16 protein-coding genes and 1 other annotated feature are annotated in these 12053 nt (G+C 52.0%); of the genes, 1 reads left to right on the forward strand and 15 read right to left on the reverse strand.

What is annotated here, in order from left to right:
- The 15 genes from KIB08_RS03050 to KIB08_RS03120 all read right to left on the reverse strand — a co-directional run.
- A partial coding sequence (locus tag KIB08_RS03050) for a GTP-binding protein (RefSeq protein WP_303989444.1) occupies positions 1–252 on the reverse strand: 252 nt, incomplete at its 3' end.
- Positions 253–278: 26 nt separating this feature from the next.
- Entirely contained in the window at positions 279–2363 is a 2085-nt protein-coding gene (fusA, locus tag KIB08_RS03055; protein ID WP_303989447.1) for an elongation factor G, read from the reverse strand.
- A gap of 18 nt (positions 2364–2381) precedes the next feature.
- Positions 2382–2852, reverse strand: coding sequence for a 30S ribosomal protein S7 (gene rpsG, locus KIB08_RS03060; RefSeq protein WP_303989450.1), 471 nt, complete (start codon positions 2850–2852; stop codon positions 2382–2384).
- A 37-nt stretch (positions 2853–2889) separates the two neighbouring features.
- On the reverse strand, positions 2890–3264 hold the full coding sequence (rpsL, locus tag KIB08_RS03065; protein ID WP_303989453.1) for a 30S ribosomal protein S12: 375 nt from the start codon (positions 3262–3264) through the stop codon (positions 2890–2892).
- 85 nt (positions 3265–3349) lie between these two features.
- A complete protein-coding gene (locus KIB08_RS03070; RefSeq protein ID WP_303989455.1) occupies positions 3350–3598 on the reverse strand; it encodes a L7Ae/L30e/S12e/Gadd45 family ribosomal protein in 249 nt (82 codons plus the stop codon).
- Between the two features lie 251 nt (positions 3599–3849).
- Complete coding sequence (locus KIB08_RS03075; protein WP_303989457.1) at positions 3850–4038, reverse strand: hypothetical protein; 189 nt, start codon at positions 4036–4038, stop codon at positions 3850–3852.
- The gene (locus tag KIB08_RS03080) at positions 4005–4409 is read right to left on the reverse strand and encodes a C-GCAxxG-C-C family (seleno)protein (protein WP_303989459.1); all 405 of its coding nucleotides are present in this window, start codon (positions 4407–4409) and stop codon (positions 4005–4007) included. The genes KIB08_RS03075 and KIB08_RS03080 overlap by 34 nt, the downstream gene beginning before the upstream one ends.
- A gap of 52 nt (positions 4410–4461) precedes the next feature.
- Entirely contained in the window at positions 4462–5895 is a 1434-nt protein-coding gene (gene putP, locus KIB08_RS03085; protein WP_438362034.1) for a sodium/proline symporter PutP, read from the reverse strand.
- A gap of 166 nt (positions 5896–6061) precedes the next feature.
- Positions 6062–6346, reverse strand: coding sequence for a 50S ribosomal protein L27 (rpmA, locus tag KIB08_RS03090; RefSeq protein WP_024048627.1), 285 nt, complete (start codon positions 6344–6346; stop codon positions 6062–6064).
- Between the two features lie 4 nt (positions 6347–6350).
- Positions 6351–6668 carry a ribosomal-processing cysteine protease Prp gene (locus KIB08_RS03095; RefSeq protein ID WP_303989468.1) on the reverse strand — a complete coding sequence of 106 codons (318 nt, stop codon included), beginning with the start codon at positions 6666–6668 and terminating at the stop codon, positions 6351–6353.
- 3 nt (positions 6669–6671) lie between these two features.
- Positions 6672–6986, reverse strand: coding sequence for a 50S ribosomal protein L21 (gene rplU, locus KIB08_RS03100; protein WP_303989470.1), 315 nt, complete (start codon positions 6984–6986; stop codon positions 6672–6674).
- Between the two features lie 11 nt (positions 6987–6997).
- Positions 6998–7067 (reverse strand) — a sequence feature (ribosomal protein L21 leader region).
- Between the two features lie 51 nt (positions 7068–7118).
- Positions 7119–7805, reverse strand: a complete 687-nt coding sequence (locus tag KIB08_RS03105) for a P-II family nitrogen regulator (protein WP_303989473.1) — start codon at positions 7803–7805, stop codon at positions 7119–7121.
- Positions 7775–9262, reverse strand: a complete 1488-nt coding sequence (locus tag KIB08_RS03110) for a DUF1538 domain-containing protein (protein WP_303989475.1) — start codon at positions 9260–9262, stop codon at positions 7775–7777. The genes KIB08_RS03105 and KIB08_RS03110 overlap by 31 nt, the downstream gene beginning before the upstream one ends.
- Before the next feature lie 123 nt (positions 9263–9385).
- A complete protein-coding gene (locus tag KIB08_RS03115; protein ID WP_303989478.1) occupies positions 9386–10366 on the reverse strand; it encodes an ABC transporter substrate-binding protein in 981 nt (326 codons plus the stop codon).
- 45 nt (positions 10367–10411) lie between these two features.
- On the reverse strand, positions 10412–10921 hold the full coding sequence (locus KIB08_RS03120) for a flavodoxin family protein (protein WP_303989480.1): 510 nt from the start codon (positions 10919–10921) through the stop codon (positions 10412–10414).
- 169 nt (positions 10922–11090) lie between these two features.
- On the opposite strand from KIB08_RS03120, the gene KIB08_RS03125 reads away from it, so the two are divergent.
- Entirely contained in the window at positions 11091–12026 is a 936-nt protein-coding gene (locus tag KIB08_RS03125) for a hypothetical protein (protein WP_159822946.1), read from the forward strand.
- The last annotated feature ends 27 nt before the right edge of the window (positions 12027–12053 follow it).

Consider the following 12053-nt stretch of genomic DNA (forward strand, 5'->3'; position numbering starts at 1 on the left):
ACCCGGGCAGTCTACGTGAGCGTAGTGACGGTTGTCGGTTTCGTATTCTACGTGCGAGGTGTTGATGGTAATACCGCGTTCGCGTTCTTCCGGCGCTTTATCGATCTGGCTGTAGTCCTGGAATTCCGCTTTGCCGCTTTCCGAAAGAACTTTCGTGATCGCGGCGGTCAGGGTTGTTTTACCATGGTCAACGTGACCGATGGTACCAATATTAACGTGCGGTTTGCTGCGTTCAAAATGTGCTTTTGCCATTTGAATTTCCTCCTAATAGGTGATGATTATGCTTTTTTGCCGCTGCGCTGCGCGACGATTTCTTCCGCGACCGCTTTCGGCACTTCTTCGTAATGATCAAACGTCATGGTGTGGTTACCGCGGCCCTGCGTCTTCGAACGCAAGTCGGTCGCGTAACCGAACATTTCGGACAACGGAACGAACGATTTAATGTTCGTCGCGCCGCGACGCGGTTCCATGCCTTCTACTTTGCCGCGACGGGAGTTCAGGTCGCCGATAACGTCGCCCATGTATTCATCCGGTACGACAACGTCGACACGCATGTACGGTTCGAGGAGCACCGGCTGCGCTTTTTGCGCGCCGGCTTTGAAGCCCATAGAACCGGCAATCTTAAAGGCCATTTCCGAGGAGTCGACATCATGGTACGAACCGTCGAAAACGGTAACTTTGATGTCTACCATCGGGTAACCCGCAACAACACCGGTCTGCATCGCTTCTTCCACACCGGCCTGTACCGGTCCGATGTATTCTTTCGGAATGACACCGCCGACGATTTTGTTTTCGAAGATGAAGCCGGATCCCGGCTCCATCGGTTCGAGTTTCAACCAGCAGTGGCCATACTGACCGCGACCACCGGACTGACGTATGAACTTACCTTCCGATTCGACTTCTTTGCGGATCGTTTCACGGTAAGCAACCTGCGGTTTACCGATGTTGCTTTCGACTTTAAATTCGCGCGACATGCGGGTAACCAGCACATCCAAGTGAAGTTCGCCCATGCCGGAAATGATCGTTTGACCGCTTTCGGCATCGGTATGAACTTTGAACGTCGGATCTTCTTCCGCCAGTTTCTGCAGTGCAATGCCCATTTTTTCCTGGTCGGCTTTCGTTTTCGGTTCTACCGCAACGGAGATAACCGGTTCCGGAAATTCCATTTTTTCCAAAATGATCGGGTTCTTTTCATCGCAGAGCGAATCGCCTGTCGTGACATCTTTGAAACCGATGGCCGCTGCAATATCGCCGCTGTATACTTTGTCAATTTCACTGCGGTGGTTAGCGTGCATCATCAAGACACGGCCGACACGTTCGCGTTTGCCCTTCGTCGCGTTGTAAACGTAGGAGCCCGCTTCGAGCGTACCGGAGTACACGCGGAAGAATGAAAGTTTACCGACATAGGGGTCGGTCATGATCTTAAACGCCAAAGCCGAGAACGGCGCGTTATCGTCCGAAGGACGGCTGTCCGCTTCTCCCGTATCCGGGTTGACGCCTTTGATCGCCGGTACATCCGTCGGAGCCGGCATGTACGCGATGATCGCATCCAATAATTCCTGAACACCTTTGTTCTTGTAAGCGGAACCGCAGGCTACCGGGTTCATCGTGGTGGCAATCGTCGCTTTACGGATGCCCGCCTGAATTTCTTCGGTAGTGAGTTCTTCGCCTTCCAAGTATTTCATCATGAGATCGTCATCGGTTTCCGCTACTGCTTCAATCAGCTTTGCGCGATATTCTTTGGCTTTATCCAACATATCCGCCGGAATTTCGCCTTCAACGATATCGATACCGTGATCGCCTTCATAATGGTAAGCTTTCATCTTGATCAAATCGATGATGCCTTCAAAATCTTGTTCCGCACCGATCGGCAATGAGATCGGCACAGCGTTAGCGCCTAAGCGCTCTTTCATCGATTCAACGGCTGCGTAGAAATCCGCACCCGTCGTATCCATCTTGTTGATGAATGCGATACGCGGTACACCGTAGTGATCCGCCTGACGCCAAACCGTTTCCGATTGCGGTTCTACACCGCTTTTCGCGTCAAACACCGCGACCGCGCCGTCGAGCACGCGCAAAGAGCGCTCAACTTCGACCGTAAAATCCACGTGACCGGGCGTGTCGATAATATTGATACGATTGCCTTTCCAGTGGCAAGTCGTCGCCGCGGACGTGATCGTAATCCCGCGTTCCTGTTCCTGGTCCATCCAGTCCATGGTAGCGGCACCTTCGTGTGTTTCACCGATTTTGTGCACGCGTCCCGTGTAAAACAGAATACGTTCCGTGGTCGTGGTCTTGCCGGCATCAATGTGCGCCATGATGCCGATATTGCGAGTATTTTGTAATGTAAATTCTCTAGCCACGATAGATTCCTTTCATAACTACCAACGATAGTGGGCAAACGCTTTGTTTGCTTCCGCCATCTTATGTGTCTCTTCTTTCTTCTTAATGGCTGCGCCCGTGTTGTTGGCCGCATCCATCAATTCACCGGCAACGCGTTCCCGCATGGTGCGTTCGCTGCGCTGGCGAGCATAGCCGACCATCCAGCGGATGCCTAAGGTTAAACGGCGATCCGAACGGACTTCAACCGGCACCTGGTAGTTCGCACCGCCGACGCGGCGAGCACGTACTTCCAAGACAGGCATAACATTTTCCAACGCCTGTTCAAAAACTTCCAACGGGTCTTTGCCCGTTTTCGAGCGAATAATATCGAAAGCATCGTAGACGATACCTTCCGCAATGCCTTTTTTGCCATCCAGCATTACTTTATTGATGAAACGCGTAACTACCTTCGATCCATACACGGGATCCGGCAGAACGTCACGTTTCGGTACGGGGCCTTTTCTCGGCATGTCAGTTCCTCCTTATATAATGGTATTTGTTATCGTATTATTTCTGCGCGGATTTAGCGCCATATTTCGAGCGCGATTGCATGCGCCCCTGTACACCTGCTGTGTCCAGAGCACCGCGAACAATATGATAACGAACACCCGGCAAGTCCTTGACACGACCGCCGCGGATCAAGACAACGCTGTGTTCCTGCAAGTTGTGACCGATCCCCGGGATGTAAGCCGATACTTCGATGCCGTTCGTCAAACGTACACGCGCCACCTTACGCAACGCGGAGTTCGGTTTCTTCGGCGTAGCAGTGTACACACGAGTGCAAACACCACGTTTCTGCGGGCTGTTTTTCAGCGCCGGAGTTTTGGATTTTTCCTGCAAAGTCCCACGACCTTTGCGAACCAACTGGTTAATTGTCGGCATTAGAATTCCCTCCTTCCTCAATCATGAATATTTATAATTGATTTCCCACCGTCAGATGACGGCAAAAAATATTACCAAAATCAGACTAGCTGCAAAGGATTGCGACCGCCGCCGCCTTGACCGGCAACTTGCACGCCTCACCAAGCTCGGCACGGCTGTACGTCGCGACCACCGACACGCCCTGTTCCTGACACAAAAGCAGCAAGGGTTGGGTAATCCGCTCTTGTGCGTCGTGGGCCAGCCATACTTCTTTGGCGCGGCCGTCACGAACCGCGCGGCCGACTTCCTTCGCCCCGACAACAAAAGGCTGTTGGGCCAATTCTTTCAAGTCCATCGGTCTCATCCTTTCCGTCGTTTAGTGCGCAAGTAATAAAACTTATATCATTACAGACACTCAAATAGTATATCATTGCGAATCAAACATGTCAATAATTTTTATTCATAAAGCTCCTGTTTATCGCATTTATCTATCACACGTTACCGGGTGTTTAACCACCCCTCTCAAAAAAGGACACAGAGACAATGCCCTGTGTCCTTTTTTATTGCCAAAACGACATTTCTTTGCCAAGATTAGAATTTCATTATTTATTTTCTGATGACCAAATGCGGCGTGGGATATGGCAATGTTTCCGGTTTCGCGCCGTCAAACTGTTTCATCGTCTTGCCTTCGTACGGCAGTTCAAAGGCCTCCTCTTGCGGTATCTGCAAGTACCGATAGGCGAGTCGCGCCGCGCGTCCGATCAGTTGCAGGCAATGAATGCGACGCTCCCGCAATTCCCATGCACCATGCGATCGTTTTCCGCGACAAAATCACGCACGATCGCATGGTAACGTCGGTAATATTTACCGGCGCCCTCCTTGCCTCGCTCCTCTTCCGGAACGGTATACGGATCCTTCCGACCGTACCGCAGTCCGTTCGCCAAGACGACAGCCGATAACGCCCCGCAAGTTAGTCCCGAAAGGCCGATGCCGGCACCGAAACCGACTCCCATACCGACCGCTTCTTTGAGAATGTCCAGCGCTCCCTCGCGCTGCAACGCGGAGAGCACGCATTCTGCACAGTTTAAGCCGTGCTTATAATTTTCAATAGCATACTGCTCGACACGTTCTTCCGGCGTCAATTTGCTCCAATCGATCGTTTCCATACACTCCCCTCCCCTTTACTTACAGTATAAGAGAATGCGACGAAAAAAACACTCAGCCGAGAATATGGCGACGATTGGCTTCATCAAAATCATCCGTGATTCCTTTATGCGGCGGCGCATCCAACAAGCTCACCGCGATGATGGCCAGCGACGCGAATAAGAAACCCGGAACGATTTCATATAAACCGAACCACTCAAATTGTTTCCACACGAGTACGGTAATACCGCCGACAAGCATGCCGGCCAACGCGCCGTTGCGCGTCATCCTCCGCCAAAAAAGCGCCAACACCACAACCGGTCCGAAAACGGAACCGAAGCCCGCCCAGGCATAGGCAACGATGTTCAAAATGTAGCTGTTCGGATTGAGCGCGAGCAAAATCGCGCAGGCCGCCACCAACAGTACCGTCAATCGACTGACATAGACCAATTCACGCTCACCGGCGCCGCGATGCACGAAATTTTTATAAAAGTCTTTCGAGATCGTCGCCGACGTCACTAAAAGCTGCGCCGAGGATGTGCTCATGATCGCCGCCAAGACTGCCGACAAAATAAAACCGCCGACGAAGGGAGTAAACAACGAGCTGCTCATCAGCAGGAAAATCCGCTCCGCGTCCGCGCCTTCCAAGAACGTCGGCCAGTAAACGCGACCGACAAAACCGACCGCGACTGCCGCCGCGAGCGAAATAATGACCCAAGTCATGGCAATGCGAGTGGCTTTATGCAATTCATCCGCATTCTGAATCGCCATAAAACGCACCAGAATGTGCGGTTGGCCGAAGTATCCGAGTCCCCAGCCCAGCGATGAAATCAACATGATAATCGTCGCGCCCGTACCGATGGCCGGATCAAAAAGAGCAAAATGCCCGGGCACCGTCGCCTGCAAACGAGCCATGGTCTCTTCGAAGCCCCCCAGTGCAAACATCCCTGCCATCGGCACCATGAGAATGGCAAAGAACATCATGATTCCTTGAATGAAATCGGTCCAGCTGACCGCCATGAAGCCGCCCAGAAATGTATAGGAAATAACCACTCCCGCGGTAATCAGCAACGACCAGACATACGGCAGTCCGAACACCGTTTCAAACAATTTGCCGCCGGCGACAAAACCGGACGACGTATAAATTAAAAAGAAAATAAAGGTAAAAATCGCCGAAACCAGGTTCAGCATGTTGCTGTGATCATGAAAGCGATTATTCAAGAAATCGGGAATCGTCAAGCTGTCATTGGCAATCTCGGTGTAGTTACGCAAGCGCTTGGAAATAAACACCCAGTTCGCCCATGTGCCGAGCGCCAGACCGACGGCAGTCCACATCGCGGGCAGCCCCGACAAATACGCAAGTCCCGGCAGTCCCATCAGCATCCAACCGCTCATATCGGATGCTTCCGCACTCATGCTGGTGATCCACGGACCCAAGCTCCGCCCACCTAAAATATAATCACTCAGCTCGTTTGAACGGCGATAATAATACACGCCGATATAGACCATCACGCCCAAATAAATGGCGAAGGCGCCGATGACATGCCAGTTCGTTGCCAATGACTCCACTTCCTTTACCCTAATATTTTTTCATTTTACCACAATGCGCCGCAGAAGCGAAATTTTTCACTCTTTTTCGTAATAAAAAAACGCCCATACGGGCGTTTTATTTCTGTTACGCTTCGACCGGACGAACTACGACCTGACGATGGTGGCGTCCCAGACGTTCAAAGGAGACCACGCCGGGCGTTTTCGCAAACAACGTGTCATCTTTGCCGATACCCACATTGGTACCCGGATGGAACTTCGTGCCGCGTTGACGAACAATAATCGCACCGGCTTTAGTCATCTGACCGTCGTGAACTTTGACACCGAGGCGTTTGCTTTGGGAATCACGACCGTTACGCGTACTACTTTGTCCTTTTTTATGAGCAAATAACTGTAAATCAAATGTAAACATGGTTTCACCTCCGTCTTTCTGCAATGGTGAGCCGTTCGGGATACTGCGCCTGAATTTGGCGCAATCCGTTCAGCATAGTTTCAATCAGTAATTGGGAACGGGCATCCGGCGCATCCGCAAGTTGAACCGTGAGCATCCCCGACTGCGTCTCATAATGTCCGCGAAATTTCGCCACATTTTTAAGACCGCCGGCCGTTGTTAATGTCACGGCGGAAACCGCCGCGCAGACAATGTCGGAGCCGTGTTCGGCATAATCCGCATGTCCGCTGACGGAAAAACCCGTATATACCCCGTCCGTTACCTGTGTCTCTACCAGGATCATGGCTTACGCCAAAGCGATCGATTCTATCAGGACTTTGGTGAAAGGCTGACGGTGACCTTGGCGACGACGATAATTCGATTTCGATTTGTACTTGAAGACACGGATCTTTTTACCGCGCCCCTGTGTAAGCACTTTGCCTTTGACCGTGGCCCCTTTAACGAAAGGAGCGCCAAACTGGATGTTGTCACCGTCTACCACGGACAACACGTCGGCAAATTCGATCGCTTCATCCGCTGCCTGCGCGAGCTTTTCGACCGTAATAACTTTGCCTTCTTCGACACGGTACTGTTTACCACCGGTTTGAATAATTGCGTACATAGTTGCACCTCCTCTATAACCAGACTCGCCGAATATGGTAGCGTTCGCTTTGAAAACCTCTTCGAGCGGTTGTGTCATAGTCACACACTACGACTTTTCAATTATATAGAATCGATACCGGCAAGTCAAGTTTTATTTTTGCTCGACCAGGCCGTAAGCGGCCGCCACATCCTGTACAAAAATAATTCCATGCCCCGGCTCATCGATGTGTAATTTGTTGGAAATAGCATCGACAATATTTTGCACTTTCTCTTGCGGCGCTAAAACCATGACGACTTCTTTTTCCGGTTCAATCGGGAAGTCGAAAATCATCGTGGTATTGCGCGACGCCGAACCGCGACCGCGCAGAATCGTGCCGCCGCGCGCCCCGGCGGATCCTGCCGCTTCAACGACGGTGTTGGCTAACCCTTTCTCAACGACCGTATAAATGACCTGCCACATAATGTCTTCCCCTTCCTTCTTTTCGATTTTGCATTCGTTCAGCGTATGCGATCCGTAGATACCGGTAATAGGAAGCGCGTAGGCGATCCCGCGATTTTTCTTCCCCAGTTTGAAACGTTCAACCATTTGCGGCAAAAGCACACGCGCCCGCTTGCGTTCTTCAATGGCGAATACCAAGTCTTTGCGAATTTCCCGTACTCCCAGTTTGGCTAAAAAGGAGTTCGAGATCGTGCCTTTGGCCGGCATCACGGTGACGCCGCTGACGTGTTCATGATGAAACGCCGCGCTCAGATCCGCGCCCTCGCCGTGATTCAACACAAAGACCATTATCCAATAGCAGCTTTCCCTCATGCCTCGTTCCCCCGTTTCTGTTTCCATTGAAAGACCATGCCCAGAAGTTGCAAGGCGACTATCGGCATCATCGCAATCAACGCCACGACACCGAATCCGTCCAAAAACACATCCGCGCCCGGAAAGTGTCGCGCCGCGCCGCTGGCAAAACTCAATACGAATGTAGCCGCCATCGGGCCGGACGCGACACCGCCCGAATCAAACGCCATGCCGACAAAGAGGTTCGGCACGAAGTACGATAACGCAATCGCGATCAAATATCCGGGCAGCAGCATATGCCACAATTCCAGCCCCGGCAACACAATGCGCAGCATCGAGAATGCCACCGCGCTGCCAACCGCGAGTGATAACGCGATTAAGACCAACTTGCGCGGTACATAGCCGCTGGTGATATCCTCGATCTGGTTGACGAGCGGAAACACGGCCGGTTCCGCCAAAATAACAACGAGACCGATGACCAAACCGACGAGCACCAAAACAACCGATCCTTCCAGTCGGGCGATCTCCATCCCCAACTCATAGCCCGCTCGGTTAAAACCGAAATTGACGCCGGTCATAAAAATCACGAGACCGAGGTAGGTATAGACGACACCCGCGTTAATTCGGAAAAATTCCGCGCCCTGCACTTTTTCTATAAAAAAATGCGCTAAGTAAAAAAGCAGTGTAACCGGTAAAATACTTAAAAAGACTTCCCAAAACATATGCGGAACCAAATAAGCGAGACTTTGCCAAAACGGTTCCAACGCCGCCTGATCCGGCACTGTCACACTCGCCCCGAGCGGTTGCTGCGCGGTGACAACCGCCATCAGCAGCACGCCCAGGATCGCGCCCGCGGAGGCGATCCCGACCAAGCCGAAGCTGTCTTCTTCGGCGGCCACCGAGTCCGACGACTTAAAACCGGAAACGCCGGCGGCCAATGCTAGGAAAAAAGGTACCGTCATTGCCCCTGTCGTGGTGCCGGAGGCGTCAAACGAAAGCGCAATAAATTCACGCGGCACCAAAAGGCAAAGCAGACCAATCATTGCGTAAAACAGGAAAAACACATGTTTCAGCGCCAGGGAGCGGACGATCCTCCATAATCCGAATGCCAGCGTAACGGCAATTCCCGCCGACACCGCGTACACCAGCATCTTTTCCGTCATGTCCCCCGATGTAAATAATTCTACCTGCTGTCCGTAAATTCGCAGATCCGGCTCCGCCATCGATATGGCAAAGCCGAGGACAAGACCGCTCATGACGACCATAATCATTTTGCCGTACTTCGTTACGGCATGACCTAAATGCATCCCGATCGGACTGACGCCGATTTCCACGCCGACGTGAAACACGGTCAATCCCAAGATAATCAGCGCCGTACCTACCACGCAACGCAGCAAAATATCAAACGACAGCGGCGCCAAAAAAACATGGAGCAAAAAAATCAATATTACAATCGGCAACACTGACTGACTCACTTCTTTTAACTTTTCACCGAATATTCCCATTGACTCCCCCCAAACTTTTCTGATTTCAGATAAAGTTATTATAACACAGTGGTTTGCGTTACCTTCACGAAACGACGATACAAAAAAAGAGAGGCGATCGCCTCTCTTTGATCAGCGTGTTCGTTACGAATCGCGCGGTCCGTATAAAGTTTTCGCAAGCAGTGCGACAGCGTCCGCCGCCCGCACGCTTACCGTAGCGGAGATCTCGTCATCGGTAAACATCGTTACATTGCCGGATGCCAGCGCCGGCAATGTTTGCCAATAAGCGGACGATTCCAACTCTTCCCAAGCCGCGGCTCCCGGCGATGCCGCATCCTGTTCGCGCAGAACGATCACGGCTTGCGGTTGCAGGTTGGCCTTTATCACGTTTTCGATCGGGATCAAGCCTTCCCTGTCACGCGGCACATCCGCTAATTCATCGGCCAGGTTGACCATCGGAATCAGCTGCGCCAAGTTTCCGATCAGCGTATGACTGTCACAGGCGCCTACACCGTTGTCATTCACATCAATAATCAACACATGTTTCGGAGGCACCGATGCGAATGCATTACGTGTTTTTTCAATGCTCGTTTCCATATTGTGGACAATTTTTTCCGCGGCCGGTTCTCTTCCCAAAACAGCGCCCCAGAAATAAATCCGATTTTCAATATCCGCCAACGATTCCGTTTTCCAAAAAAGCACGGGCACATTATCTTCCGTGAGAGAAGCGATCCACTCCGGCGACACATGCGCGGCCGGACCGACAACGATATCCGGCGAGAGAGCGGCGATTTCCGCCGGATTCGGTTGCGCGCTTAATTGCGGCAACGCCTTCCACTTCTCCGCCAAGCGTTGCGGTAAACTCGCATGCGTCGTAACCGCCAACGGCGTCACGCCTAACGCGTCCACAATTTTGGCTTCGATATTATCCAGCGCAATCACGCGCTGCGTAGGCGCGTTAAAAGTCACTTCCCGTTCCAAACTGTCCGTATATGTCAGCTGCTGCGTCGTTTTCACCGTCTTCGGCGTTTTCTCACCGAATCCGCGCAACAACAATACGGCCGCGGCCAGCACAACGATCACGCCGACGACGATCATCCATTTTCGTTTCCGTTTTTGATTCATTATGGCCTCGCTTTACAGAGTCCTTGTCGCGGCGACAAGCGGAACTTACCGGCGTACTTTGGCAAATGCCTTGCGGGCCTCTTGACGAGCCGCCTCAAAATCCGCCGCATCCGGATGCGACGCCGAGTCCGCCATCATGTCTCGCGTCAATGTCACGGGCTCACCGTACGGAAAGCGAACCAACGTGGTCACTTCTTTTTGAATCGTATCCGCCAATTTACCCTGGCAGATGAATTGTCCCAAGAGCAAGTTGCGTTCCGCGATCATGTCACGCGCCGCCCGCGCGCTCAGAATCGCATGCTCTTCCGATGGTTTCGCTCCCATCGTGCCGAACAAAAACACTTTTTTCCCTGCAAGACTTTCCAGAAAGCGTGTTGCTTCTTCACAAGGCTTACCGGCGTGCACCCAAAATCCTACCGCGATGCACTCCGCTTGGGACGGATCCGCAGCTTCCATCGGTACGGCCGAAACGCCCAATTCATCCGCAATGGCTTCCGCTACCTGTTTGGTATTGCCTGTTTGCGACGCATAGGTCACCATAATTGTTTGCGCCATACTATCCCCTCCAGGATCTCTGTCAGTAAATGCTCTGCCTTTATTGTAGCAAGAATGCGCGCTCCTGCAAATAATTAATTCCATGCGTTGATTTGTCATTCATTACTTGAAAGTCGACAGCCACTCCGTTATACTTAAAGAATATTAATAGAGATTAAAGGAGTTAATTATGGATTTCTTGTTCGCCACGTTGCCGTATTTGAACATCGGCTTTTTTTGCGCGTTACTCGCGCGTTTCACCGGCGCCAACCTGTCGGCTTTGGTGCTTTGCTGTTTTCTGTATTTAGGCGCTACGCCGATGCAAACGATCGGCATGATGCTGACCTTCCTCGCGTTTATGCAGTTGACTATTCATACGCAGGGAGAACGCTTAAGCTTCAAAACGTTACGAATTTTTAAGGGCTGGCGAATTTTAATTCCGGTGCTGTTTGTCGCTTTCACGCTCGTCGCCAATCCGTTTTACGCGATCGCGTCCTTCGTCGGTTTCTTCCTGATGGAGGTCCTGGCGATGCTCTATCTGGAGTTACCGATTGATCAGCGCCCGACACGCATGACGCTCGTAAAATATTCCGTCTGCGGTTTCATTCCGGCGCTGCTCGGTCTGTTGGCGCTGTCCGTGATTCCCGCGCCGTACTATTACTTGATTTGCGGGGTCCTGATCCTGATCGCCACGGGTCTCATTTTCTGGCTCGGCAAAAATCGTAAACGCTTGCAGACCACTTGGGATGCGGTGATTTATGCGGCCTGGTTCCTGCTCGGTTTCTGCGGTCTCGAATGGAGCGATTGGCTGCGCGATCTCAAACGTCAACGCGTCTCGACACTTGCCCGCTACTTGGCGATAGTCACTGTTCCGGTCGTGTTTCTCACTTTTGTCGCGGCCAATATCGTCTACGGCATCATCAGCCTTTCCGGTTTGATCACGGCGCTGGCGGCGACGATCGCCATTCGGCTCTTCGGCTACTATCAGGTCAGCGAACGCGGCGAAGCCAACCCGATTGCGCTCGGTCTTGTCGTTCTCGCTGTGTTGTGTCTCTTCCTGGTGCAACCGGCGCCGCACGGCATTACCGATTTGCTGTACGTTCCGACTTCATGGAAACTTTGGTAAACAAAAAACGGCTCATCCGAGCCGTTT

The organism is Negativicoccus succinicivorans, assembly GCF_018372215.1.
Classification (GTDB): domain Bacteria; phylum Bacillota; class Negativicutes; order Veillonellales; family Negativicoccaceae; genus Negativicoccus.

Coding starts and splice junctions, on each gene's coding strand:
- rpsG (WP_303989450.1), bottom strand. CDS start 2,852: ATGCCGAGAAAAGGCCCCGTACCGAAACGTGACGTTCTGCCGGATCCC.
- rpsL (WP_303989453.1), bottom strand. CDS start 3,264: ATGCCGACAATTAACCAGTTGGTTCGCAAAGGTCGTGGGACTTTGCAG.
- KIB08_RS03070 (WP_303989455.1), bottom strand. CDS start 3,598: ATGGACTTGAAAGAATTGGCCCAACAGCCTTTTGTTGTCGGGGCGAAG.
- KIB08_RS03080 (WP_303989459.1), bottom strand. CDS start 4,409: ATGGAAACGATCGATTGGAGCAAATTGACGCCGGAAGAACGTGTCGAG.
- putP (WP_438362034.1), bottom strand. CDS start 5,895: ATGGTCTATATCGGCGTGTATTATTATCGCCGTTCAAACGAGCTGAGT.
- rpmA (WP_024048627.1), bottom strand. CDS start 6,346: ATGTTTACATTTGATTTACAGTTATTTGCTCATAAAAAAGGACAAAGT.
- KIB08_RS03095 (WP_303989468.1), bottom strand. CDS start 6,668: ATGATCCTGGTAGAGACACAGGTAACGGACGGGGTATATACGGGTTTT.
- rplU (WP_303989470.1), bottom strand. CDS start 6,986: ATGTACGCAATTATTCAAACCGGTGGTAAACAGTACCGTGTCGAAGAA.
- KIB08_RS03105 (WP_303989473.1), bottom strand. CDS start 7,805: ATGGAAACAGAAACGGGGGAACGAGGCATGAGGGAAAGCTGCTATTGG.
- KIB08_RS03110 (WP_303989475.1), bottom strand. CDS start 9,262: ATGGGAATATTCGGTGAAAAGTTAAAAGAAGTGAGTCAGTCAGTGTTG.
- KIB08_RS03115 (WP_303989478.1), bottom strand. CDS start 10,366: ATGAATCAAAAACGGAAACGAAAATGGATGATCGTCGTCGGCGTGATC.
- KIB08_RS03120 (WP_303989480.1), bottom strand. CDS start 10,921: ATGGCGCAAACAATTATGGTGACCTATGCGTCGCAAACAGGCAATACC.
- KIB08_RS03125 (WP_159822946.1), top strand. CDS start 11,091: ATGGATTTCTTGTTCGCCACGTTGCCGTATTTGAACATCGGCTTTTTT.